Origin of the sequence: Halobacillus litoralis (assembly GCF_009856445.1) — a bacterium.
Lineage (GTDB): Bacteria > Bacillota > Bacilli > Bacillales > Halobacillaceae > Halobacillus > Halobacillus litoralis.
The window spans coordinates 144,903-170,761 of record NZ_WMFA01000001.1 but is presented as its reverse complement, the minus strand read 5'-3'; the positions used below and the strand labels follow the sequence as shown (position 1 = coordinate 170,761).

The 25,859-nt window shown below is 45.2% G+C and carries 24 protein-coding genes; 13 read left to right on the top strand and 11 right to left on the bottom strand.

Annotation, left to right across the window (positions count from 1 at the left end; translation table 11 throughout):
- Positions 1-115 precede the first annotated feature (115 nt).
- Entirely contained in the window at positions 116-1,012 is an 897-nt protein-coding gene (dapA, locus tag GLW00_RS00830) for a 4-hydroxy-tetrahydrodipicolinate synthase (protein WP_160910583.1), read from the top strand.
- Between the two features lie 28 nt (positions 1,013-1,040).
- Here dapA and clpP read toward each other — a convergent pair whose 3' ends face one another.
- A complete protein-coding gene (clpP, locus tag GLW00_RS00825; protein ID WP_160910582.1) occupies positions 1,041-1,622 on the bottom strand; it encodes an ATP-dependent Clp endopeptidase proteolytic subunit ClpP in 582 nt (193 codons plus the stop codon).
- A 15-nt stretch (positions 1,623-1,637) separates the two neighbouring features.
- On the bottom strand, positions 1,638-2,294 hold the full coding sequence (locus tag GLW00_RS00820; protein WP_160910581.1) for a sigma factor-like helix-turn-helix DNA-binding protein: 657 nt from the start codon (positions 2,292-2,294) through the stop codon (positions 1,638-1,640).
- 161 nt (positions 2,295-2,455) lie between these two features.
- On the opposite strand from GLW00_RS00820, the gene GLW00_RS00815 reads away from it, so the two are divergent.
- Complete coding sequence (locus GLW00_RS00815) at positions 2,456-2,641, top strand: hypothetical protein (protein WP_160910580.1); 186 nt, start codon at positions 2,456-2,458, stop codon at positions 2,639-2,641.
- Between the two features lie 37 nt (positions 2,642-2,678).
- On the opposite strand, the gene GLW00_RS00810 is transcribed toward GLW00_RS00815, so the two are convergent.
- Positions 2,679-3,746, bottom strand: a complete 1,068-nt coding sequence (locus GLW00_RS00810) for a branched-chain amino acid aminotransferase (RefSeq protein ID WP_439108880.1) — start codon at positions 3,744-3,746, stop codon at positions 2,679-2,681.
- 190 nt (positions 3,747-3,936) lie between these two features.
- Here GLW00_RS00810 and GLW00_RS00805 point away from each other — a divergent pair, with 190 nt between their 5' ends.
- From GLW00_RS00805 to GLW00_RS00785, 5 genes are all read left to right on the top strand, one after another.
- Positions 3,937-4,620, top strand: coding sequence for a response regulator transcription factor (locus GLW00_RS00805; protein ID WP_160910578.1), 684 nt, complete (start codon positions 3,937-3,939; stop codon positions 4,618-4,620).
- Positions 4,617-5,621, top strand: coding sequence for a sensor histidine kinase (locus GLW00_RS00800; protein WP_160910577.1), 1,005 nt, complete (start codon positions 4,617-4,619; stop codon positions 5,619-5,621). Before GLW00_RS00805 ends, GLW00_RS00800 begins: the two co-directional genes overlap by 4 nt.
- 99 nt (positions 5,622-5,720) lie before the next feature.
- Positions 5,721-6,482 carry an ABC transporter ATP-binding protein gene (locus GLW00_RS00795; RefSeq protein ID WP_160910576.1) on the top strand — a complete coding sequence of 254 codons (762 nt, stop codon included), beginning with the start codon at positions 5,721-5,723 and terminating at the stop codon, positions 6,480-6,482.
- On the top strand, positions 6,472-8,415 hold the full coding sequence (locus tag GLW00_RS00790; protein WP_160910575.1) for an ABC transporter permease: 1,944 nt from the start codon (positions 6,472-6,474) through the stop codon (positions 8,413-8,415). The genes GLW00_RS00795 and GLW00_RS00790 overlap by 11 nt, the downstream gene beginning before the upstream one ends.
- Positions 8,416-8,476: 61 nt before the next feature.
- The gene (locus GLW00_RS00785; RefSeq protein WP_160910574.1) at positions 8,477-9,097 is read left to right on the top strand and encodes an NUDIX hydrolase; all 621 of its coding nucleotides are present in this window, start codon (positions 8,477-8,479) and stop codon (positions 9,095-9,097) included.
- A 73-nt stretch (positions 9,098-9,170) separates the two neighbouring features.
- On the opposite strand, the gene GLW00_RS00780 is transcribed toward GLW00_RS00785, so the two are convergent.
- The gene (locus GLW00_RS00780; RefSeq protein WP_160910573.1) at positions 9,171-10,079 is read right to left on the bottom strand and encodes a hypothetical protein; all 909 of its coding nucleotides are present in this window, start codon (positions 10,077-10,079) and stop codon (positions 9,171-9,173) included.
- 313 nt (positions 10,080-10,392) lie between these two features.
- Here GLW00_RS00780 and GLW00_RS00775 point away from each other — a divergent pair, with 313 nt between their 5' ends.
- On the top strand, positions 10,393-11,853 hold the full coding sequence (locus GLW00_RS00775) for a DASH family cryptochrome (protein ID WP_160910572.1): 1,461 nt from the start codon (positions 10,393-10,395) through the stop codon (positions 11,851-11,853).
- Positions 11,854-11,870: 17 nt separating this feature from the next.
- Here the strand turns inward: GLW00_RS00775 and GLW00_RS00770 are convergent, their stop codons facing one another.
- Positions 11,871-12,563 carry an LppM family (lipo)protein gene (locus GLW00_RS00770; protein ID WP_160910571.1) on the bottom strand — a complete coding sequence of 231 codons (693 nt, stop codon included), beginning with the start codon at positions 12,561-12,563 and terminating at the stop codon, positions 11,871-11,873.
- A gap of 239 nt (positions 12,564-12,802) precedes the next feature.
- On the opposite strand from GLW00_RS00770, the gene ymzB reads away from it, so the two are divergent.
- Positions 12,803-13,144 carry a protein YmzB gene (ymzB, locus tag GLW00_RS00765; protein ID WP_160910570.1) on the top strand — a complete coding sequence of 114 codons (342 nt, stop codon included), beginning with the start codon at positions 12,803-12,805 and terminating at the stop codon, positions 13,142-13,144.
- Between the two features lie 54 nt (positions 13,145-13,198).
- Here ymzB and GLW00_RS00760 read toward each other — a convergent pair whose 3' ends face one another.
- Entirely contained in the window at positions 13,199-13,567 is a 369-nt protein-coding gene (locus GLW00_RS00760; RefSeq protein WP_160910569.1) for a hypothetical protein, read from the bottom strand.
- 196 nt (positions 13,568-13,763) lie between these two features.
- On the opposite strand from GLW00_RS00760, the gene GLW00_RS00755 reads away from it, so the two are divergent.
- Positions 13,764-15,263: an esterase/lipase family protein gene (locus GLW00_RS00755; protein ID WP_160910568.1), complete on the top strand. Its 1,500-nt coding sequence runs from the start codon at positions 13,764-13,766 to the stop codon at positions 15,261-15,263.
- 77 nt (positions 15,264-15,340) lie between these two features.
- Here the strand turns inward: GLW00_RS00755 and GLW00_RS00750 are convergent, their stop codons facing one another.
- The 5 genes from GLW00_RS00750 to GLW00_RS00730 all read right to left on the bottom strand — a co-directional run bounded on the left by GLW00_RS00750 (position 15,341) and on the right by GLW00_RS00730 (position 21,093).
- On the bottom strand, positions 15,341-16,792 hold the full coding sequence (locus tag GLW00_RS00750) for a glycoside hydrolase family 32 protein (protein ID WP_160910567.1): 1,452 nt from the start codon (positions 16,790-16,792) through the stop codon (positions 15,341-15,343).
- Between the two features lie 3 nt (positions 16,793-16,795).
- A complete protein-coding gene (locus GLW00_RS00745) occupies positions 16,796-17,752 on the bottom strand; it encodes a carbohydrate kinase family protein (protein ID WP_160910566.1) in 957 nt (318 codons plus the stop codon).
- Between the two features lie 101 nt (positions 17,753-17,853).
- The gene (locus GLW00_RS00740) at positions 17,854-19,227 is read right to left on the bottom strand and encodes a sucrose-specific PTS transporter subunit IIBC (protein ID WP_160910565.1); all 1,374 of its coding nucleotides are present in this window, start codon (positions 19,225-19,227) and stop codon (positions 17,854-17,856) included.
- 205 nt (positions 19,228-19,432) lie between these two features.
- Positions 19,433-20,263 (bottom strand): PRD domain-containing protein, encoded by an 831-nt coding sequence (locus tag GLW00_RS00735; protein WP_160910564.1) that lies wholly within the window; start codon positions 20,261-20,263, stop codon positions 19,433-19,435.
- An 86-nt stretch (positions 20,264-20,349) separates the two neighbouring features.
- Entirely contained in the window at positions 20,350-21,093 is a 744-nt protein-coding gene (locus GLW00_RS00730) for a hypothetical protein (RefSeq protein WP_160910563.1), read from the bottom strand.
- 387 nt (positions 21,094-21,480) lie between these two features.
- On the opposite strand from GLW00_RS00730, the gene ahpC reads away from it, so the two are divergent.
- From ahpC to GLW00_RS00715, 3 genes are all read left to right on the top strand, one after another.
- Complete coding sequence (gene ahpC / locus GLW00_RS00725) at positions 21,481-22,044, top strand: alkyl hydroperoxide reductase subunit C (RefSeq protein WP_146814671.1); 564 nt, start codon at positions 21,481-21,483, stop codon at positions 22,042-22,044.
- 14 nt (positions 22,045-22,058) lie between these two features.
- Positions 22,059-23,594 carry an alkyl hydroperoxide reductase subunit F gene (gene ahpF, locus GLW00_RS00720; RefSeq protein ID WP_160910562.1) on the top strand — a complete coding sequence of 512 codons (1,536 nt, stop codon included), beginning with the start codon at positions 22,059-22,061 and terminating at the stop codon, positions 23,592-23,594.
- 271 nt (positions 23,595-23,865) lie between these two features.
- Positions 23,866-25,743, top strand: coding sequence for an LTA synthase family protein (locus GLW00_RS00715; protein WP_160910561.1), 1,878 nt, complete (start codon positions 23,866-23,868; stop codon positions 25,741-25,743).
- The last annotated feature ends 116 nt before the right edge of the window (positions 25,744-25,859 follow it).

Sequence of the window (25,859 nt, the reverse complement as noted above, 5' to 3'; positions counted from 1 at the left end):
CGGTTAAAAGTTTCTACGGCAGCAGCGAAGCCCTCGTTGCTGCCGTTTTTATTTTGACTGCCCTAGCCCTCACAACCTCGAACGTATTCAAAATTCTAAACAAAGGTGTGAGGTTATGAATTTCGGCCAGGTATTAACAGCAATGGTGACCCCATTTGACAGAGAAGAGAACATTGATTTTGATGCAACCCGGACGTTAGTCAACCACTTGATCGAAAATGGTTCGGACGGCCTTGTCATTGCAGGTACAACCGGTGAATCACCGACATTAACGACAGAAGAGAAAGTGAGTCTCTTCAAGTTCGTTGTCGAAGTGGTTGACGGAAGAGTTCCTGTCATTGCAGGGACCGGATCCAATAACACGAGAGCGTCTATCCATTTAACTGAAAAAGCCGAGGAAATCGGCGTCGACGCTGTCATGCTCGTGACCCCTTATTACAACAAGCCAACTCAGGAAGGTCTTTACCAGCACTTCTCTACAATTGCAAGATCCACATCACTTCCGGTGATGCTCTACAACATACCAGGAAGAAGCGTCATCAATATGGAGCCAGATACCGTCATTCGCTTATCTCAAATCAAAAATATTGTGGCGATTAAGGAAGCTAGCGGTGACCTTGATGCAGCAACGGCAATTATTCGTGAAACATCCGATGATTTTGCCGTTTACAGTGGAGAGGACTCCAATACACTTCCATTCATCTCTATCGGAGGTACAGGAATCGTATCCGTCTCCTCCCATGTGATTGGAAATGAAATGCAGCAGATGATCCAAAGTTTTCGTGAAGGTGACTTTGCTTATGCCGCCCGCCTTCACCAAAAGCTTGTACCTGTCATGCATGCCATCTTTTCTGCACCAAGCCCGTCCCCTGTGAAAGCAGCGCTGAATGCTAAAGGTGTAGAGGTCGGCGGGGTCCGTCTTCCGCTCCTGCCGCTTACAGAAGAAGAACAAAAGCATGTACTCGGTGAACTTGAAAAAGTACAACCAAAAGAAGCGGTAAAGGCTTCATAAGAAAAACCGCCCATCATGGGCGGTTTTTTCATTTTTTGTGCACAATCTCATCGATGATCCCGTATTCCTTCGCTTCTTCCGCACTCATAAAATAATCACGATCGGTATCTTCTGCCACCTTTTCTACAGGCTGCCCCGTGCGTTCGGCGATGATTTCATTGATATGCTGCCTTAATTTAATGATTCTTTTCGCGGAAATCTCTATATCAGCTGCCTGGCCGCGTGCTCCTCCAAGCGGCTGGTGAATCATGATTTCACTATTCGGCAGAGCATACCGCTTTCCTTTTGTCCCTGCCACCAAAAGCATCGCCCCAAAAGAAGCCGCTATTCCGGTACAGATCGTTCGTACATTCGGCTGGATATACTGCATCGTATCCAGGATAGAAAACCCTGCAGTCGTCGACCCACCGGGGCTGTTGATATACAAGGAAATATCTTTTTCCGGGTCATCCGCTGCCAGGTATAAAAGCTGGGCGACGATGCTGTTGGCCATGTGGTCATTGATTTCTTCACTTACCATAACGATTCGGTCTTTCAAAAGCCGGGAGTAGATGTCGTAGGACCTCTCTCCTCTGCTCGTCTGTTCAATGACATAAGGAATCGTATTCATCAGATTTTCCTCCTTTTATGCTGCTAAGGAGAGATCGTTTAAAGGTGATGCTGGAAGCTGATTTCTGGAAGCTGGTTTAAGGAGGATGGGGATCTTTTCAATCAATACAGTTGGATCCTGTATGGTTAGCGTTCTAACCAAGGTTTGGTAAAGAAGATCGTCCTCTGAGCGGGTACGCATGATTTGTAGCCTTTCCACCTCTGCACACCTGTTAAGATTGTCACGCGAGCGCTTCAATAATGCCTTCACCCCTGTTTCTTTCATTTGGAGCAGTTCTGCTATTTCAGAAATCTTATAATGAAAAGCTACCTTCAAAATAAAGGTAAGCATCTGCTTCACCGTTAATTTCTCTAACAGAAGCTGAACCAATGTTTCATCGACAGTTTCTTCTTTTATTACACAATCAGCCGATGCGCTTTTCACCAAGGGTACCATTTTTTCCTTGCGCTTTTGATCTACCCAGACATGGTAGGCGATTTTCTTAAGAAGGGCTGGTTGTATATCATCCGCATCATAATGCTCATACGCCCTTGCCACCGACTCCTGGGCAAGATCTTTTCCGTCCCATCCATCGCCCGTTAAGAAATGACAATAGCGTAATAATTTCTCATAGTTCTCCTCGATATCCTCAAGCCAGAGCTTCCAATTGAGTTGACTCGTATCCAGTTCCACCTTTCACACTCCTTTCGACCTCTCACAGCTATAACGGAAAAATCCATGAAAAAGATATGGGTACTTCTATTTTTATTCTACTGTGCTCATCTAAACACCTTTGGTTAAAAAAGGTTAAGGTTATCCATTTTGGGTTAAAGGTTGGAAAAAGGAGGGATAATGTGTCCACTCGGAAGAATCAGAAAAAAGACATGGCCCGCTTCCTTTTTCTTCTCGCTGTCATCATGCTTAGTCCTTTTCTACATGAAGCATTCGGTTGGTTTGTGAGCCTTGCGATCGTTTTCCTTCTCTACTTCATCTTAATGTCCCTGATCACTTTCCTGAATCAAGAGACAAATGACCATTAAAAAAGCCTCAGGTATTAACAAACCTGAGGCTTCCCTTTTATACTTCCACTGTCCAATCATAACGATCTTCTTTTCTTCCCCGCTGAATCCCTGTGATGGTATCATAAAGCTCCTGCGAGAGGGCACCGATTTCATGGTTGTTGATGACCATCTTCTTACCGAGCCAATTCAACTCCCCGACCGGCGAAATGACGGCTGCGGTACCTGTTCCGAATGCTTCCTCAAGTTTCCCATCTTCATAGGCCTGATACAGTTCATCAATGGAAATCCTGCGTTCGGTTACAGGAATTTCCCATTTTCGTAAAAGCTCAAGAATTGACGTACGCGTAATTCCCTGAAGAATGCTTCCACTCAATGCTGGAGTCACGATTTCTCCATCAATTTTGAAAAAGATATTCATACTTCCGACTTCTTCGATGTAGCGTTTTTCCACCCCATCAAGCCAAAGGACATCGTTGTTTCCTTCCTCTACGGCTTTCGCTTGAGCCTGATAGCCGGAAGAATAGTTGCCGGCAGTTTTCGCCATACCGGTACCGCCTTTGACCGCACGTGTGAATTTGTCTTCCACGTTGATCGTTACCGGTTTGATGCCACCTGAGAAATACGGCCCGACCGGTGATAAGATCACCATCAGTTTATATGATTTGGACGGAGCCACGGCAAGGCTTGGTTCTGTCGCAATAATAAATGGTCGTATGTACAACGACGTTCCTTCAAAAGAAGGGACCCAGTCTTTTTCGAGCTGAACCAATTCTTTCAAGTAACCGAGCACTTCTTCTTCATCGACCGGTGGGATGCTCAAACGGTCACTGGACAAATTCAAGCGCTCAAAGTTTTTTTCAGGCCGGAAAAGAAGCACGCGGTTATCATCCGTGCGGTAGGCTTTTAATCCTTCAAAAACGGTCTGTCCATAATGGAAGATCATCGCCGCAGGGTCGAGCGTTAGCGGTTCATAAGGAACGATTCGTGGTTCATGCCATCCTTTATCCTCTTCATAATCCATCACAAACATATGATCCGTGAAGGTTCGTCCAAAAGGAATCTTTTCACTTTCTGGTTTGGTTTTTTTATGGGTTGCTTCGACGATGTTCAATGACATTTTCATGACTCCTTTTCTATGGTGGTCTTCGAATATTAGTATCCATTCTACGCCCATCCTCTTCTTTTTTAAAGGGCCTTTGACGGAATGATCAAAAAATTTTCACCACACTGCCGCTTTCTTGTAGTAAAATGCGCGGACCACTCATCTTTTGCTATACTATGAAAAGGTAAAATACGGAAAGGTGGTGTCCCTATTGTTCAAATTGCTGTTAATTGAAGATGACCATACGCTTTTTCATGAAATGGTCGAGCGTTTGTCTCAGTGGTCCTATGATGTTCATGGTATCCCTGATTTCAGCCGGGTGATGGATGTATTTACGCATGTGGATCCCCATCTTGTCATCATTGACATTCAGCTGCCGAAGTTTGACGGTTTCCACTGGTGCCGGATGATCCGGGAACATTCCAACGTCCCCATCATATTCCTTTCTTCAAGGGATCACCCGACAGACATGGTGATGTCGATGAACCTGGGTGCGGACGACTTCATACAAAAACCGTTCCACTTTGATGTGCTGGTCGCAAAAATACAGGCGATTCTACGTCGGGTTTATAACTACAACACCGATCAGAATGAATTGAAAACGTGGCTTGGTGCCACCATAGATTATGAACGGAACCGCATCTCGAATGATGGCGGCACGGTTGACCTCACAAAAAATGAAATGCTCATCTTAAAACAGCTGGTTGAGAAAAAAAGCAAAATTGTCAGCCGTGAAGAAATCATCCAGCGTTTGTGGGAAGACGAACGATTTGTCAGTGACAACACGCTCACGGTCAACGTCAATCGCCTGCGTAAAAAGCTTGCAGATCTCGGTCTGGGTGATGCCATTGAGACCAAGGTCGGCCAAGGGTATGTGGCGAGGGATGATTCATGATACGAAAATTCCTGATCGAACGAATCAGCTGGATTCTTCTCATCGTCACCCTTCAGCTTCTCGCCCTGTTCGTTGCGTTCGTTGATCAGACCGTTCCGCTTTCTTCCATGCTCTACTACATATTGTTATCAGGGCTTCTAGTCGTTCTTTTCCTTTTCATCCGCTATCGCAAAGAAACTCGATTTTATACCGAACTCGAGAATCGGGACAATGACCTCGATTTGACGACATTCCCTGAAGCTGATAGTCCTTTCGAAGCGGTCATCGAGACAAATGTACGTGATCAAATGGAACAGTTGAAGCAGGAATCATCCCGTAACCAGAGTTTACTCGAACAGGAAAAGGACGAGCTTTTATCATGGATCCATGAAGTGAAAACACCGATGACGGCGATGCGGTTGATCATCGATCGCATCGACGATTTCAAACTGAAGTCCCAGCTGACTTTTGAATGGATGCGTATCCACCTGCTCCTTGATCAGCAGCTGCATCAGAAACGGATCCCTTTCATCGAAAACGACCTTTATATTGAAGAAGTGGAGCTTGAACCACTGTTGTTTAATGAAATTAAATCGCTCCGGTCATGGTGCATGCAAAAAGGGATCGGCTTTGAAATTGATCTTCAAGCGGAAACGGTGCTGACGGATGCGAAATGGCTCGCATTCATATGCAGACAATTGATGACGAATGCGATTAAATACAGCGAGGAATCGGAAATTACCATCTCAAGTACAGAAGAAGCCGGGCGCGTGAAGCTTATCATTCAGGATGAGGGGCGCGGTATCGATCCGAGGGATCTCTCACGCATCTTTGAAAAAGGGTTCACTTCAACGACAGCCCACCAGGATCAAGCGGCGACTGGTATGGGGCTCTATCTGACGGACCAGATCAGGAAAGCGTTGAAGATCGACATTGATGTGCAATCCGAACTCGGAAGAGGAACAACATTCATCCTCCTGTTCCCGGAACCGAATGAATTTACGAAGCTCAGAAGCATGTGACAAAACTGTCACATGCTTCCGTCATTTTGTTAGATGAATCGAAGGAAAAAAATTTCGAGTGGTTCTACAATAAAGTCATAGCATGAAGGGGGTAACGAAATGAGTTTACTAGTCGCACGAAAGATTCATAAAAGTTACGGAAACAAGTTTATGAAACAACATGTCTTGGAGGGTATTGATCTTTCCATCCAACGCGGGGAGTTCGTCACGATCATGGGCGCATCGGGATCAGGGAAAACAACGCTCCTTAACGTTTTATCCTCCATTGACCGCGTCAGTCACGGAACAATTTCCATAGATGGACAGGAGATCACAGGGCAAAAGGATAAGAAACTCGCTGAATTCCGAAAACATCATCTCGGCTTTATTTTTCAGGAGTACAATCTGTTGGATACTCTTACGGTCAAAGAGAACATCCTTCTGCCTCTATCGATTTCCAAAGTGTCCAAAAAGGAGGCGCAGGCGAAATTTGAGGCGGTAGCGAAGGAACTGGGCATTGAAGACATCCAAAATAAATACCCGAATGAAATCTCAGGCGGACAGAAGCAGCGAACCTCCGCTGCACGGGCCTTCATCCACGAACCAAGCATCATCTTCGCTGACGAGCCGACGGGAGCGCTCGATTCCAAATCGGCCTCCGACCTTTTAGATAAACTGAGTGAAATGAATGGGAAGCGTCAAGCAACGATCGCGATGGTCACCCACGACCCTGTCGCCGCCAGCTACAGCAGCCGTGTCATTTTTATCAGAGACGGACAGATCTATACGCAGCTCAATAAAGGCGACCAGACGAGACAGACGTTCCTGAAGGACATTATGAAGACCCAGGGCGTCCTCGGCGGTGTTCAATATGACCATTAATCAACTGATTTTCCGCAACTTGAAAAAGAACCTGAAAAACTATTACCTCTATGTATTTGCACTCATATTCAGTGTCGCGTTGTACTTTTCATTCGTCACCTTACAGTATGATCCCTCCATGAGTCAGGATGGATCGGTCAAAGGCGAAGCGGCAGTCAGAGTCGCCTCTATTCTGCTGATTGCGATCGTGGCTATCTTTCTACTGTATGCCAATGCGTTGTTCATTAAACGAAGAAGTCAGGAAATCGGCTTGTTCCAGCTGATCGGCATGACGAAAAACCGCATCGCCCGTATTTTAGGCATCGAGAACTTGATCATATATTTCGGATCGCTGGCCGTCGGGATTTTTATCGGTTTTGCCATATCCAAATTGATCCTGATGAGTTTCTTTCGTGTCGTCGGTGTGAATGAAATTGCTGAGCTCAATTTTTCCACCCAGGCCTTTTTCCAGACGCTGATCGTTTTTGCGGGAATCTATCTCGTCATCATGGCGACAAACTATCTGTTCATTCACAGACAATCGATCCTTTCTCTTTTCCGTGTAACTTCAAGCGCACAAGGAAAAGTGAAAAAGCTGTCGGTCTGGGAACATCTGATGGGTATACTCGGCATCGGGTTGATTGCATCCGGGTATTATCTATCCTCCCAGCTGTTCGAAGGAAGCATTACGACGATTAACGGATTTTACCTGGCGATGCTTTATATTCTAGGGTCCGTCATCATAGGAACGTATTTTTTGTATAAAGGATCGGTCCGCTTCGTCTCTAATTTGATACGAAAAAATAAAAACGGCTATTTGAATATTAACGAAGTCCTGTCCTTGTCGTCCGTCATGTTCCGGATGAAGTCAAACGCCTTTTTGCTCACAGTAATTACGACGGTGTCCGCACTAGCAATCAGCTTACTTTCGCTGATGTATATCTCCTACTATTCGGCAGAGAAACTGGCTGAGACGACCGTCCCGGATGATTTTTCCATCATTGAACCTGAAAAGGCAGATGCCTTTATGGACCGTCTGGAAGGAGAAGGGATTGGCTACACAGAAATACCAATTCCCGTATACGAAGCAGAATTCAACGTCAAAGACATCCTCGACGCAAATTTGGAAGAGTTGAACTTCAACACTGAACAGACGACCTTTTCCGTCATCAGTGAAGTCCATACAGACGGAATCGAACTCGATGAAGGGGAAATGAAACTCACCGGTTATACGGATTTGATGCAGTCTTTTATTTCTCTTCATGATGAAGGGAATGTCCAAATCTTATTGGACGGAAACTGGCGCGAACTGGAATATCGAGGGCTCGAAGAAGAATACTTGCTCTCTTCCTATTACGTTGCAGGCGGCCTTCCAATCGGAGTCGTTGATGAGGCATTATTTGAAGAGCTGAGTCAGAACTACAACCCTGAAATCCAGACAAAATCCACGCTCTATACTGGAGTGAACCTCGAAGATTCCAGTAAACAAGAAGAGGCTTACGAAATATTTGCTGATATGGGGCTGGATGAAGGAAGAGAAAACGGCTCTCAATGGCATAGTGCGATGTCACAGAAACAAAACATGGGACTCGTCATGTTCATCGTCGGCTTCCTCGGTCTCACCTTCCTGATTACATCCGGTTGTGTGCTTTACTTCAAACAGATGGATGAAGGCGAAGACGAAAAGGGCAGCTATACGATTTTAAGAAAGCTCGGGTTTACCCGTGGCGACCTTTTACGAGGAATTCAAGGGAAACAGTTATTTAACTTCGGTATCCCGTTATTGATTGGACTCTTGCACAGCTACTTTGCCGTCAAGTCGGGCTGGTTCTTTTTCGGGACCGAATTATGGACACCGATGCTGATCGTCATGGGGCTTTACACCGCTTTCTATTCAATTTTCGGAATGCTGTCTGTGCTTTATTACAAAAAAATCATTAAAGAGGCGCTCTGATGAGTGCCTCTTTTCTATTCCGAAGAATGTTCTGGTATAGTAAAAAGACGAGGTGAAAACTATGGACGCAAAAACCATTTTTGAGACAGTGAAAAAACACAAGCCCTCTGTTCTTGGACACGAACAGTTCCGTAAGTTCGCTGTCCTTTTACCAATTATCGAAAAAAACAATGAGCTTCATGTCGTTTTCGAAGTGCGTTCCCATCAGCTGAGAAGACAACCGGGGGAGATTTGTTTTCCAGGTGGAAAAATTGACCCCGAGGACCCTTCTGCAGAAGAAGCGGCAATCCGTGAAACGGAAGAAGAATTAGGCGTGAAATCAGGGCAGTTCACAGAAGTCCATCCGCTCGACTACCTGATTTCACCTTTCGGTATGATCGTCTACACATTTGCAGGATATTTGAATGTGAGCGAAGGTGACCTTGTCCGTAACCCTGATGAAGTCCGTGAAGTGTTTACCGTGCCGCTTTCCTTTTTCATGGAAAATGGGCCGCGCATTCACTACGTCCACTTCGAAGCACAGCCGGAAGCGAATTTCCCATTCGATTTGATTCCCGGCGGAGAAGAATACAACTGGCGGACGCGTCAGCTTGAGGAATACTTTTATATATACGGTGATAAAGTGATTTGGGGGATGACAGCAAGAATCCTTTCCCATTTCGTGGATATTCTGAAAAAATAAATCCTTCAGCCTGTTTATCTACAGAAAAACAGGCAGTAAAAAAAGCTCTGCGTCATGACGCAGAGCTTTTTCATTACCGGAAATCTTCATCATTCATTTTAATGAAACCTATAACCGTTCCCATGGTCTTCCCTTTGAAGTTGTCAGGTACCGACTCCCCTTTAGGGTTCGCATAATACAGCGCGTCTTTCTCCTCACTATAGCCAAAGCCTAAAGCGGTCAGGGATGTTTCCAATTCCTGAGGGATCTCCTCCATGCCTGTCTGATTTTTATAATAATCTGTCGGATAAATCCAAACATCTACATCATCTGCTCCTGTATGGACGACAAACAAATCATGCTCATAACGGGAAATCCACTGGTTTTTCGAGAAAAGAGCAACTCCTGTACCTTCAAGTCCCGATATGCCCGATAAATTAATTCCAAAAATGGCATTAATCATCGTGCGCATCTCCTCGCCGGCCATTCTCCCATCATAGGTCTCCCAGTATAAGTCCATCACCTCTACCTTTGCCATATCAATGATCGCTTCGTCACTGACTTCCTCGGAGAGCGCTTTTCTCACTCTTTGAAACACGTCATCAGAGTAGGTGCCCGTCTGTTTTCCAACACCAAGTTCAGAAACCGCTTCAAGGTCAATGCCGAACACACCATCGACGATAGCACGGATTTCACTCGGTCTCACTTTTTTGTTGTTACCATCTAAGTATAAATCCATAGCCTCGACTTTACTCAATGATTGAATTTTAACTAAAGCATCAGAAAAAGGAAGCGGTCCTTCTGCCTCTTTACGAAGCTGTTTATAAAGGCCCTCTGTCACCTCTTCTGAATACTTCAAATCCTCCGCCTGCTTCAGCTCGTGCTTCCAGCTTTTCGCCTCTACCCCTCCTGGTCCAACAGTACAAGCCCCTAAGATGAAAAGAGACAATACTGTCATCATGGTCATCGATTTCTTCTTCTTTTTCTTCAACCACTTGAACATTGTGTACCCTCCATGACTGTTTTGCTGCGGGTTCTCAATGTAGACGCCGGGGATGTGACAGGATTCTGGAAAAGCTTCGTCTACGCTGCTCTTATCTATTTTTACTATAATGTTCTTGTCGAATAAAGGAAAGCGATAACTTAATCTTTTACAAACTTTTCAAAATTCTCAATGAGAAAGGGACCACTAAGGGAAGGTGTCACACTATGTTATTCGTTTCCACATGGCGTACATTTGGCGGTTGTTGGAGCCGATTATAAGTTTATCGCTCCATCACAGAGGGGGTACACTAGACAAAAAAGGAGGCGATTGAATGGAATCCTGCGTCATCGTCTGGTTCCGTAACGATTTACGCGTGCACGACCACCGCCCATTGTTACGCGCCTCTGCCCAAGGGCTTCCGGTTCTCGCTGTTTACGTATTTGATCAAACCTTATACCGAAAGCTTCCCTATGGATTTCCGAAAACCGGTAGACACCGCGCTCAATTCATCAGGGAAAGTGTGGCAGACTTGCGGCGGAACTTAATTCAATTAGGTGTGCCCCTCCTCGTGAGGCATGGCGCTCCTGAAGAAGTTTTCACATCCATATCAAAGAGTTTCAATATACAACAGGTGTTCTTCCATGAAGAGATCGGCAGTGAAGAAATTTCCGTTGAACGAGAAGTCCGTGAACGACTTCCGCATACCACCTTTACCGTTGACCACGGCCATAACCTCTATCCACCAAAAGACCTGCCCTTTAACACCAGCGAACTCCCAGACACCTTTTCACAATTTCGTAAAGTTTTGGAAAAAAGTGGCGTACCAGGTCTTACAGAAATATCCATACCGGCATCTGTGCGTGGTGTAAATTTGCCTTCGGATTTTCCTGAAGGGGGGATTCCTACTATGCGGGAGCTTGGTTTAGGGGAGTTGGACCGGCCTCCTCGTTACCCTGGAGGATCGTCTAAAGCCAAAGAACGTCTGCTTCATTATATTTTCAGTGCCGACCGGCTGAGGGTCTACAAGAAGACGAGGAATGGGATGCTGAGGGAAGATGACTCCTCTAAATTTTCCCCCTACCTTGCGAACGGATGTTTGTCCCCAAAGGTCGTCCTTGACCAGATTCGCACCTATGAAAAGAAATACGGAAAAAATGAGTCCACGTACATGCTTTACTTTGAACTGTTATGGCGTGATTACTTTCATCTGGTGCACCGTAAATATGGCGATCAAATTTTCCATGCTGCGGGGATTAAAAAAGCACGTATTCCCTGGCATGACGACCAAGAGCTTCTGGTCCGCTGGATGGATGGCACGACTGGGTACCCACTCGTCGACGCCGCTATGAGAGAACTGAAGAAAACAGGATTTATGTCCAACCGCGCAAGGCAGAACGCCGCCAGCTTTTTCACAAAAAATCTCGGATTGGATTGGCGCATCGGGGCGGCGTGGTTTGAATCGCAACTGGTGGATTATGATGTTGCCAGCAACTACGGAAACTGGCTTTATATCGCAGGAGTAGGAAATGATGCTGTGCCTTTCCGAGCGTTCAATGTAGAAAAGCAGTCCCTCGACTACGATCCAGATGGTTCCTATTTGCGCCACTGGGTGCCTGAATTAAGGGAGCTTCCAGCACCATGGATCCATCAGCCTAGAGAGATGGGGATGATTGAACAGGAACAGTACGGAGTTATTCTGGGAGAAGACTATCCGCTGCCCGTTGTAGATTTGTACGAATCCATGAAAAAAAGAAAACAAGAATTTGCCCAAGCACAAAAAAACTCCCGTTAATATCCGGGAGTTTTTTTCTATTTGCGGCGTTGTTTTCGAATGAGAAAGAAGACCAGACCTAAGACGATGATTGCTGCAACCGCTGCAATGATGATATTTTTCACATTCGGCACAACCATCTCCACCATCATGTTCGTTTCTCCGTCTGCCCGGATGTCCCATTGCAAAACGTCGCCATCCACACGATCCGCATTATGTGACTTCGGTTTTATAGGAAGGTCAAGGGTGAACGTAAGATCCAACTGATCGGCCACGAGTGACTGCATGCCTCCGATGACACCTGAATTGGACAGGTCAAGCGCTGCCTCTACTTTATAGGTCGTAGTGAAAATCCCGCCTTCTGTCGTCATTTCAACAGGAACATCGCCAATCGCAGGCGAAACACCTGCTTCTGTCATACCAGTGGACACAGGCAGTACTTCCATCTCCTGTACATCCTCAAAGTGCTTTTTGGCCCGAAAACCAGTGAAGCCATTCTTCTTATAGGATTCCACTTCGTAACCTTTTGACTCAAGCTCCTCAGTAACGGAATCCATCATATTTTCAGCACGGTCTCCGAAGCGACTCAACGTTTCTTCTTCGACGCCTGCCGTAATCGTATGTTCGCCGCTTCCATCTTTATCGATCTTCAATTTCAGATCCCCTTCCACGCACGCCGTTAGAAAAGTGAGCAAAAGGATCACGGCTAAAACTTGTCCTGTTTTCCTCAAGGTGGACGCCTCCTTCATCTGAATGATATGTATGCAAACGTTCTTTCATTGGTAAATTCCAAATGCAGCTATACGTTCCTGCCTTTTATTGATATATTCTCTGTTGAATGGAGATATCCTCAAAATGGGGGAATATCTGAACTGGTATGACTGATCTGCCTTCATTTTACCATGATATAGAAAGTATCACCTGCATGTTTACAACCCTGGTGGAAAAGATAAACGCAGGAGGGATCATCATGAACGATTTAACTATTGAGGAATTCAATCAGCGCTTGCAACAATGGCAGGGAGAAGACATACGCATTCAGAAACATGAACTACGTGATGAAGATACCATCACCATGAACCTTGATCATATCTCATATGAGACCCACACACGCAGGCTGGACGATTACACCCCCATGCATGCCCTATACTTACATGGCCAAGGTCAAACAGAAACCGATGCACAAAGCGCCCAGCCGCTGCCATCCGCCTATTATGAAATTCCCCTGGAGGATTCGACTCGATACCAGTATTTGAACGACCGCTTCACTTTGGAAACCTCACGAGGGACTTACACCATTGAAAAAGAATAAAGCAAAAGGACGTCTTTTAGTAGAGGCGTCCTTTTTTAGGTCGTTCTTTGTATTCTAAAATTTAAACCCGATCACCACTAAGTCAACGGCATCTACACCCGAGCCGTTTTCTGCTTCCGCTTTAATTCCAAGGCCGATCCCCGGAACATTATAGGTACGGTTGAACCTTTCTCCCGGATAAACCGTAATCTGATCGAGGGTCAAAAAACTGACCTGATTGACTTTCATAAGTAACTTGAACGTGACGGCTCCCTCTGAGACCACCCGGTTTCCTCCAGCCACCCGGATCGTATAAAAAGGGCTGACATCGATGCCCGCCGGATATTCTTCCGTCAAATCGACCGTTTGTCCTTCCTCGACGACCTGCCCGCCTGGTTCTGTGACGAAAAGAAGACGGTTTCCTGAAGTGATTCTGTGGGACATCCTCATTCCTCCCCCATTTACTCATGGTATATCCTATGTGAGCCAACTAGAAAGCGGAAGGTCTAAGAAACATATTTCAACAAAACTTCCCATTTTCCAAATGGAGGAAATGAACTTCCAGCACCGAATGGTATAAAAGGAGACACCTCACAGATCACGTTCACGACTCCCAAAAACTTTTTAAAGGAGACAATCAATGCTTAATTTTAAGAAGTGGTTCATCGTTTTCACAGCCTTTTTTCTCTCCGTACCATCTGTCAGTTTAGCTGGGTCGATTAAGGATGGTACCTCGGGTAACCCAGGTGAATGGTATGTCGGAGAAACACCCTCTACAATCGCTGCTAACTCACACCCCATTCTTTTTGTACACGGATTGAACAGCTCCTCAGACACTTGGTATGTGAACAATAATATGTACACAACCGCCTACCAAAGCGGGTACGAAACAGCTTTCATCGACCTTAATGCTGGCAAGAGCATGTGGGATAACGGCGCCCTTTTAGCAGAAAAGGTCAAGGAGATTTATAATTACTTCGGTGAAAAAGTTGTCGTCGTCGCCCATAGTAAAGGCGGGGTGGATACCCAATCTGCCCTCGTCCATTACGGTGCCGATCCGTATATCGAACGTGTCATTACATTATCTTCCCCTCACCGGGGCTCACAACTTGCAGACCTTGCTTACAGCAGCTGGGCGGGGTGGCTTGCCGGCATCATAGGAAGTAAAAATGATGGGACCTACTCGCTCCAAACCGGCTATATGGATTATTACCGCTCCGTTACCGATAATCAGGCCAATGTGTACAACACCCCTTTTTACACATTCGGTGGAACGAAGTGGGGCAGTTTTGGAAGCGCTCTCTACTGGGGTGGTCTTTATTTAAGCTCCTATGGAAGCAATGACGGCGCTGTCACTGTCCAAAGCTCCCGCCTTCCTTATGCTACTGAAATTAGTGTAGGAAGATGGGATCACACGACCATCAAAGAAGGGTCGTCCACCTTTAACCTCTTTAAAGATTATCTTAATGAAAGTATGACCTATTCGCCTTCTATAGCAAGCTTCGAGACAGCTGCCGCCACGGAAGAAATGGAGGCCTCTGCCGGGCATTACGTTACCGGCGGGGAATATGTGGGGACACACAAGGAAAGGGTAGCGGTTGAAAAAGGAGTGTCATCGGTCACTTTCGACTGGATCAGTGACCATAAAAACACCTCCTTAATACTCCAATCACCGAGTAATAAAACGTATGCCGACTTCGATGTAACGGCAGATGATACGGAATTTTTCGACGGGGCGTATCACCATAGCATCACCCTTAAAAATCCGGAATCCGGGAAATGGACACTCGAAACAAAAGCCGACCAAAAAGAAAGCTACCTCCTGAACACAGCCTTCGAAAGTCCCGTTGATGCCATGCTAAGTAGTGAAGTGGAAGGAAACCAAATGAAGGTGAAAGCAAACAAAAAGCTGAACGTCAACACCGATATGACCATCGAGTACTATGATAAAAATGGGAAGTTGAAAGAGAAGAAGATGCAGGCCAAGAAGAATGGGAAAGACTTTAAGATTCCAAGTCTTGGGGAAGGGGTCTATAACATGACCATTGACGTGAAAGGAACCTACGATGGTACTCCTCTCGAACGCACCATCATCCAGTCCGTTTATATCGACGACAAAGGAAAACTGTACACCCCATAACCAAAAAAGACGGCCCACATATCGCGGGCCGCCTTTTTTACATTTATTGGTGTACCAGGTCATACAGATAATGGAAGTTAAAACACTTTCCCTAAATCCCATTTTTTGAGGTTGAGGGATGTTTTGCCTGATGCAGTGAATTGGATCCTGTCGTTGTTGGGTGCTGGGTAGAAGCGGGCGGTAAAGACCTGGGCGCCTCCGTTAACAAACACTTCTACAGATGATGTATCGATAAAGACGTGCATGTCCTTCAAGTCAGCAACTTCTGTCTGTCGCTTCTCAACGACACCATTGACGTAACTTTCTCGTTCCAATGTGAAAATTCTTTGCTCACGGGAATAAACGAGACGTGCAGCACCTCCGGCTTCAAGGGCGAACCAACCTTCAGAAACATCGATATCTTCAAGTTTAAGCTCTACGGCTTTACCTTTGACACCGTCCACCTCAAGCGTCTCCTGGTGAATCTGAACTTCTCGTTTTACCACACCACCATTACGCAATTCCTCAAGTTCCGCTACCGGTGTTTGATAGACTCGTCCATCCACGAGCTTCATCTCACGCGGAAGGGTCATATTATGGAGCCACTGATGCTTTATGGTTGGGTGCTCCTGTTCATCCTGGTCCGGCACGCTCATCCAGCCGAACATCATCCGGCGGCCGTGTTCATCTTCCGTCGTCTGCGGTGCATAAAAGTCAAAACCGTGATCCAGCTCATAAAAATCACCATGCTCATAAGCTCCATTCTGAGACTCAAACGTTCCGACCACATATCCTGCCTGATAGACGTTCTGATATTTCATCCCTTCAGGTTCCAGCCCTTGAGGTGAAAAAACAAGGACATCCCCTCCGTCCAGCTCAAACAAATCCGGGCATTCGAACATATAGCCGAACTGGGCAAGACGTCCTTCTCCCCCGCCGGCTAAGACACCCATATGGGTCCACTCACGTAAATCCTCACTTCGAAGCAGGGCAACTGCCCCTTTTAAATCTTCCGTCTGAGCGCCGACGACCATAAAGTAAGAACCATCCTGCTCCCACACTTTCGGGTCACGGAAATGTGCCGTGTATCCTTCCGGCAGGTGTACAACCGGCCCTTTTTTATCAAAATGAATGCCGTCCTTGGACACAGCAAGGCATTGATACGACTCGCGATTGCCTGCTTCATCCTTCACGTTCCCTGTGTAAAAAGCATAAAGCTCGCCATTATGCTCAATCGCAGATCCTGAATAACAGCCATTTTTCTCAAACCATTCAGAGGGCGTAAGAGCAATATCTTCATGTTTCCAGTTGATGAGATCCTCGGACGAATAATGACCCCAGAACTTTGCCCCATGACCGGTTTTGAAAGGCATCCACTGATAAAACAAATGATAGGTCCCGTTCCACTGAATCCAGCCGTTTGGATCATTCAACAAACCGACAGGTGGCATGATGTGATAGTGCAGACGATAAGGGTCCGATTCCACAAGGTTCTGGTACTTTTCCACTTCTTCAAAGGCGGACCGGCGCAATTCCTGATCTTTACTCATCACTTACTCGCCTGCCTCTTCAAGGTGTTTCATCACTTCTTCCTTTGTCGGAAGGGCCGTCATCGCACCTTTCGTCGATGCCGCAAGCGCCCCGGATACGCTTGCGAATCTCGCCATCTTCACTGCTTCCGGTAGCGTGATGGCAGCGATATCGCCTTCATACTCATTCAAGGAGTACAACATACCCGAAACAAACGCATCGCCAGCGCCTGTCGTATCGACCGCTTTCACTTTCATTGCAGGGACATGCTGTATTCCATCAGATGTGCACACATAGTTGCCTTCTCCACCCATCGTAATCAGGATCAAAGGAATGTCGTAACACGCAAGCTTTTCAAGCCCACGCTCAATGTCCGTTTCGCCTGTGATGAATTCCAGTTCTTCCTCCGATATTTTCAAAAGGTCTGCTTCTGAAAGCATCGACTGAATCGTCTCTCTCGCTTGTTCCTCTGAGTCCCAAAGAGGGAGGCGTAAGTTCGGATCATAGGAGACGACCATCCCTTTTCCTTTCGCCAAGGAAACCGCATGGCGCGTCGCCTCTTTGACCGTCTCACCAATCATGGAGATCGAACCGAAGTGAAGCACTTTATGGGTATCGAAATCTGAAACGTCGATCTCCCCCGCTTCCAGGAACTGATCGGCACTCGGATGGATGTAAAAGTCAAAGCTTCGTTCCCCGTCCTCGGCATTCGTTACAAAAACAACGCCAGTCCTGACCTCCGGCGTCAGAAACATACGGTGGGTCTGCACCCCATAGTCTGTCAGCGTTTTTTTCATAAATCGACCGAGCACGTCATCGCCGACTTTCCCTAAGAATGTAGACGTCGCCCCAAGTCTCGCGACACCGACAGAAACGTTCGCCGGCGCTCCTCCTGGACTCTTTTGATAGTTCGTATTGTCTTGATCTAACGGGATAAAATCGATCAATGCTTCCCCGAGCGAAATGACACCTTTTTTCATCATTCATCCTCCTCAAAAATATTCTCTAGCTATATTATCTTTCATTCACCAATGCAAAACAAATCCTTACCAGCCGTAAGACTAGTAAGGATCCGCTGCTATTATTTCGTATCTTCATTCCATCCGAGCAGAAGCGTCGCAATGATGGATCCACCGATTGCAATTAAACAGCCGATTCCATAATTAATTGGGTCCTGGGCAATCGCGAACATCGGTAAACCAGTCAGACCGATTCCGTTCGCCATCACTTTTGTGAACACAACATAAGCGCCACCCAGCGCACCACCAATGGCCGCTCCGATGAACGGACGACGGTACTTCAAGTTCACACCGAAAATCGCAGGTTCCGTAATTCCAAGAAAAGCAGAGATACCTGCCGGAAGAGCAATCTCTTTCGTTTTCTTGCTTTTCGTCTTGAAGAAGACCGCAATCGTCGCTCCCCCTTGAGCTACGTTCGCCATCGCCCAAATCGGAAGCAGGTAGTTTCCGCCAACATTCAACAGTTCTGCTTCAATGGCGTGGAAACTGTGGTGCACCCCTGTCAGTACAATCGCGGAGTATAAACCACCGAAAATCAGTCCGGCAATCGGACCAGCCGTGTCATACACCACGCCGAGCACGGAAGTCAGGCCATTACCAAGCGTACGACCAAGTGGACCTACGACAAGCAAAGCAACAAAACCTGTGAAAATAACCGTTAAGAACGGTGTAAGCAATAGATCAATGGCATTCGGAACAACCTTACGGAAGGCTTGTTCCATTTTCGCCATCACATAAACCGTCAATAGAACAGGGATAACCGTCCCCTGATATCCAAGCATTTCTACACCAAAGCCTAGGAAATCCAGTGTTTCCGGCTGAGCATCAGAAAGTCCCCACGGATTCAAAAGGTTTGGGTGGGTCATAATTCCACCGATAACGGCACCTAAATACGTGTTCCCTCCAAATTCCTTCGCAGCACTAAAACCGATTAAGATCGGCAGAATGATGAAGGAGGCAGATGAGAACATATCAAGCATGACGAACATGCCGCTCTCTGGATCGACCCAGTTGTATGTGTTCATCAGGCCGAGCAGACCCATCAACATACCCGCAGCAACGATCGCCGGGATAATTGGAACGAAAATGTTCGAAAGCGTCCGGGCAAAACGCGCCAGTGGGTTCATTTTACTTTTCGCCGCATCCTTGTGAGAAACGGACTTATCATTTTCCTCTTCTTCCACTGAAGCCCCTACCATTGGACCGAAATGGGTGAATACTTTGTTGACGGTTCCTGTACCAAAAATGATTTGGAACTGACCGGAACTTGAAAACGCCCCTTTGACCCCATCGAGTTCTTCAATGGCTGCTTTATCGATTTGACTCTCATCGTCAATGACGAGCCGTAAACGTGTGGCACAGTGAGTGGCGCTGACTACATTATCCTTGCCACCGAGCAACGAAACTAATTGTTCAGCTACTTCTTTATGATTCATAATCCTTCCTCCTTGTCATTTTTCAGAAAATAAAAAAGACCTAAAACGCGCACAGTGTGGGTAGGTCATTCGCATACACGAGTCACCTAGCCAACTCTACACATTTTAGGTCTTGCCTGCTTTACCAGTAACAATCCTGCTTTATTCAACTTTGAACAACTTCATTCTAACCAATGAAAACGCTATCGTCAATCCCTTAATAAAATTAATTTACATTTAAAAGCCGTTGAATATGCAAAGCAATGTAGGCAATTTCAGAATTTGGAAAATCAACCCCATACTCTTCCTTTAAAAAGCCTGCCACCTTCTCTGATGTTTCATAAGCTTCCTTATATTTCGTTTGAATCAGCTCCAACATATCTTCATCAATCGGTTCGAAGTTGCTGCCCTCTTCCACACGATTCAACGCAAAGCGAAGATGGGTGATTAAACGTTGATAGTTGATGCTCGTCTCTTCGATGGTAAGTCCAGCAATCGCTTCGACCTGCTCAACAATATCACGCAAAATGGTCGCCGTCTGCAACGATTCACTCATCGACGGCGCATCCATTTTGGCGGTATGAACGTGAAGGGCAATGTGCGCGACCTCATCCATCGGAACTTCTACACCAAGCTCGCGCTTAATCTCTTCTTTCGCCCACATCCCGACCTCGAATTCTTTCTTATATAAAAACTTAATTTCATTTGTCAATTTGTTCTGGATCGGAAACCCTTGCTCCAGGCGTTCCAACGCAAACGACAAATGGTCGGTGAGCGCGATATGGATATGATCATTCAAAGGGGCTTCCAAGTATCCTTCCGCATGACTGATGATTCGCTCAGCCACTTCAATATGCTTTTCCGGTAACGTGGATAATAGTTGTTGGAACTTTTCTGAGGACTGGTCTCGTAAGAGGAAGATCTTCTCGATTTTATGTTTCGGTACAATATCATTCCGCTTCTTTTGAAAAGCGACACCCTTCCCCATGACGATCTTCTCCTGTGGACCATCATAAACAACGACCGCGTTGTTGTTCAGAATTCTGAAAATGCGCATAGTAAGCTCCTCCGCTCAAATGGTTACTCCTTCAATACTACCACGAAGAGAGTCTTCTATGACACAGGAATGGGTGATGAGTAAAATTAGGGGCTCTTAAGAGGAGAAGAAGGTGTGGTTTTTTCTAAAATCATACGTTCCATTTGTAAAGCAATGGAGAGGACATGGACGAATCCTTCAAGCACGGGCGATTCTACCAGCTCCTTTTTATAATGGTACATGAGCGGACGGGCTATTTCTTTACTCACTTCTGGGTCAAAACAATAGAAGCCGGTAACTGGAAAATAGAGAGCATCTCCCATTGGAATGAGCGTACCTACGGCGATGCTGCCTTGTTCAGGATCCTTCACCTTTCTATCGATAAGGACCACATCCACCGTTTCATCTGTCATCATATCCACAGCTGCAAAAGCATTGGCTCCGAACTTTTCTCCGATATAGTAGAGTTTAGGAGTCGCTTTCTCCCATTCTCCAAGCCATGATTTCATCAAAGGGTTTTGCTTTAAACCTTGCTTCCGTTCAACACAAAAATCTTCCACAAAGCTTACGCTCTCATTTTCAGAAACATCATAGAGGACCCTCCACCAAAATAAGTTCAACTCAAGCACGAGGCGTTTGTCTTCCGGGGGATCGTGATCCTCCACGAACTCCATCAATAACGGTCGGTACACTTCCCCCACCCTGTCCACTATAAATGAAACAAATTCATTGTATAGCTCAGGCAAAAATGCATCCACGACTTCTTCTGATAACGGTTGTCCATGACGAAAAGGAGCCGTCTGTTTGGAAGGCTGCGCAAAAGCCACTACATTTTTCTTATCCTCGGTCATTCTCATCCTCCTCTTTATTTAACTGCTTATATACGATTCGACACCACCTGCCAATCCCCTGTATTTTCCTTCCATCTTTTACATAACCCGAACAAAAGAAAAAAAGATGTATACATGAAATTATTTCCTCAATATGATTCTATATTAAATGAAAATCGGGAAGGCTAATTACTAAACCCTTTCTCTATTTCTTGTTACACTAGAAAACGTGAGAAATTTTTGTATAATCATTCTCATTCAGCTAGCTGATATTAAATTTCGACAGATTTTTGTCTTTGTTGACAAATACTCGATTTTATATAATAATAGCTACTGAATTAGAATTATTATAAAAAGCTGCAACATCACAGCAGCTAATCAAACATACTTTACAGGAGGAATTCTACTATGGCTCTAATCGGTAAAGAAGTACAACCATTCCAGGCGAAAGCATTCAAAAACGGTGATTTCGTTGACGTATCAGAACAAAACTTCAAAGGACAATGGAGCGTTGTCTGCTTCTACCCAGCTGACTTCTCTTTCGTTTGCCCAACAGAACTTGAAGATCTACAAAACAACTATGATGCACTAAAAGAACTAGGTGCTGAAGTTTACTCTGTTTCTACAGATACTCACTTCGTACACAAAGGCTGGCACGATGCTTCTGAAAAAATCAACAAAATCACTTACTCCATGATCGGTGACCCTTCTCAGCAGATCTCCCGTCAATTTGACGTTCTGAACGAAGAAGATGGACTAGCTGAGCGCGGTACATTCATCATCGATCCAGATGGCGTTATCCAAACAGTAGAGATAAATGCTGGCGGAATCGGCCGTGATGCAAGCAGCCTGATCGGCAAAATCAAAGCAGCTCAATATGTACGCAACAATCCTGGCGAAGTTTGCCCAGCAAAATGGGAAGAAGGCGAAGAAACACTAACACCAAGCCTTGACCTAGTCGGCAAAATTTAAGGAGTGGAAAATAAATGGTTCTCGATGCACAAATAAAAGCACAATTAGAAGAGTATCTAAAGCTTTTAGAAGGTGACATCGAACTGAAAGTCAGCGCGGGGGACGATAAGGTCTCCCGTGACATGCTGGCTCTCACGGATGAGCTTGCATCCATGTCACCGAAAATCACAGCACAAAACACAGAATTAAAACGTACACCAAGCTTCAGCGTGAACCGCCCTCAAGAAGAAACAGGCGTTACGTTTGCCGGTGTTCCGCTTGGTCATGAATTCACGTCCTTGGTTCTTGCTTTGCTGCAAGTGAGCGGTAGAGCTCCGAAAATCGATGATACGATGATCGACCAAATCACTAACATTTCCGGTGAGTTTCATTTCGAAACATATGTCAGCTTGAGCTGTCACAACTGCCCGGATGTTGTTCAGGCCCTGAATATCATGAGCGTGCTGAACCCGAACATTACGCACACGATGATTGATGGTGCGGCGTTTAAAGAAGAAGCAGAAGAGAAAAACATCATGGCTGTTCCTTCTGTACACCTTAACGGAGAATTCTTCAGTGGTGGACGCACGACGCTTGAAGAAATCGTTGCGAAAATCAGTGAAGGCCCATCTCCAGAGGAATTCTCTAACCGTGAGCCATATGAGGTTCTTGTCATCGGTGGTGGCCCTGCAGGCGCAAGTGCAGCGATCTACTCTGCACGAAAAGGCATCCGTACCGGAATCGTTGCTGAACGATTCGGCGGACAAGTCCTTGATACGATGACAATTGAAAACTTCATCAGTGTGAAAAGTACAGAAGGTCCGAAGTTCGCGGCAAGCCTTGAAGAACACGTGAAAGATTATGAGATCGATATCATGAACCTTCAACGTGCGAAAAGCTTGCAGAAGAACGACGACAACTTGTTTGAACTTGAGCTTGAAAATGGCGGGGTGCTGAAAAGTAAAACCGTCATCATCTCCACAGGTGCACGCTGGCGTCAACTAGGCGTACCTGGTGAGGACGAGTACAAGAACAAAGGTGTCGCCTACTGCCCACACTGTGACGGACCATTGTTTGAAGGCAAAGACGTTGCCGTCATCGGCGGAGGAAACTCTGGTGTCGAAGCAGCGATCGACCTTGCCGGTATCGTGCAAAACGTAACTGTGCTGGAATTCGCAGACTCACTAAAAGCAGATGAAGTCTTACAAGAACGCTTGAACAGTCTTCCAAATGCTGAAGTGAAAACAAATGCTCAAACCAAAGAAATCACCGGTGATGACAATGTGAACGGAATCACATACATCGACCGTGAATCTGGGGAAGAGCAGCACATCGACCTTCAAGGTGTCTTCGTTCAAATCGGACTTGTACCGAACACCGAATGGATGGACGAATCTGTTGAAAAGAACCGCATTGGTGAGATCATCACAAATAAAAACGGGGCTACAAATGTGCCTGGTTTGTTTGCTGCTGGTGACGTCACCGACAGCCCGTACAATCAAATCATCATCTCTATGGGTGATGGTGCAAACGCGGCGCTTGGAGCGTTTGATTACTTGATTCGTAATTAATATAAAAAAAGAGGTAGAGGGTTTCCCTCTACCTCTTTTTTTATATTAAAGAATTATAGATACGTTTGTATTCTCAATCTTCCCTAAGTATTTTCATTCAAAAAATAAAAGACAGATACAAAAGGAGGTGACCATCGGCCCTCCTTTTGTATCTGTCTTTTATTAAATCTCCCTTATCCCCTACACCTTTCCTCCTTTCGAAACGTTAAACTTTACAAAATATTTACATAAACTTAACATTTAGATAAACTAGTGTAGAGGTGTGTCTACTATGAAAGAATCATTTAAAAGATTTATAAAGAGTTACTTCTTCTTTTTTACAGTTGTCCTTACATTAAAGTTTATTCTTCTAAGGTACTGGCTCCTATACGACTTCAATCCTTTTGCAAGCTTATGGTTTGAAATGAGCCTGGTCCTGATCGTTATGTCTATATTTGAATTAATTTTCAAACGCGGAAAGCTTGTTCTGTATATATTCCTTGATTTCCTTTTATCCGCATTGTTTGTAGGTATGCTTATTTATGAAAGATACTTCAGTACCATCCCTACCTATTATGATCTATCCCAGTTGAACCAGGTAGGCAGTGTAAATGAGAGTATGTGGATGCTCTTTGACAAAACAGACCTTATTTTCTTTTCAGATTTCCTCCTTCTTGTTGTTTTATGGTTTTTCTCAAGAAAGTGGTCTTACCCATCAAATAAAACCTCAAAATTAGCAATGACCGGTGTCCTGGTGATGAGTTTAATTGTGACCATAGTGAATTTCCAGATGAATAAAAGTGAAATGGTTTTGGATAATGCTTTATTTGCTAAGGAAAATGGATTTTTCCAAACCCAATTCATTCAGTATTACCATGAGAATTCAAAAAGTGAAACGGCCCTTGCCTTTACTGGTGAAGAACAAAATGTAACACTCAAACGCATCCAGGAACTGAAAGGTAATGATTATGTACCAATGAAGGAACACGAACATTTTGGTATTGCCAAAGACCGTAATCTTATCGTGATTCAAATTGAATCTCTTCAGGATTTCGTGATTGGAAAATCCATTAATGGCCAGGAAATCACACCGACGATTAATCAATGGCTTGAGGAAAGTCTATATTTCACCGATGTGTATCAACAAATTGGTTCAGGAAACACATCCGATGCGGAATTCTTGATGAACACATCCCTGTATCCGCTTGGAAATCAAGCAACTACGGAGCAGGTAGGCGGCATGCAGCTTCCTTCCCTTCCGCGTATGCTGGGAAATCAAGGTTATCACTCTGTAACGATGCATGCAGATGATGTGACCTACTGGAATCGTGACGAACTGTACCCTGCTCTTGGGTTTGATGACTATTATGCAAAAGAATTTTATGGAGAAAAAGACACCGTTGGCTTTGGTCCTTCGGATGGTTTGTTTTACGAAAGATCTATGGATGCTATAAAAGAGATCTCTTCCAATCATAAGAATTTCTATGCTCATGTATTGAGTTTAACCAGCCATACTCCGTTCGAAATGCCAAAGGATAAAGAGGGGCTCGATCTTCCTGCCGCTTATGAAGGTACATTGACCGGAAACTACATGCAGTCGGTCCATTATGCAGATCAAGCCCTGGGTGATTTTTTCCAAGAACTCAAAGATTCAGGGTTATGGGATAATTCTGTCATAGCCCTTTATGGAGACCATTCTGGTTTACACGGAAAATTACTGAAAAGTGAAGATCAGGATTTACTGGAAGACTTTATCGGTGATCGCTATTCGTTATTAAATCGCTTCAATATCCCGTTCATCGTAGGTGTGCCAGGAAAAGAGGAAGTGTCAGGAGTTGTAGATCATATTGGCGGACAAATTGATATGATGCCGACACTCCTTAACCTTTTGGGAGTTGAGCCGAATACCCTTTACTTCGGGCATAACCTCTGGCATTATTCCGATAACCTTCTGGGGATGCGCTATTACGTACCTACAAGCTCGTTCTTTAATAAAGATACATTCTTTATCGCTAAGAATAGTCGTTTCGATGAACGCATACTTGATTTAACATCGAATGAGAGGATTGAAAATGAGTTTGAGAACCCATCCTCGCAATTTGAAAGTGAACGTAAAGATATTCTTAAACTCCTTCAGTGGTCTGACGCCTACTTTGAAAGTTTAAGATGATTTGTCCCGCTCCTCAATTAGAGGTGCGGGGTTATTTTTTTCACACGCATAAGTTCCTTCTATTTTAGAAGAGAACAAGACTTCTTGATATGAAGCGAATGTCCAAGACACTTGAA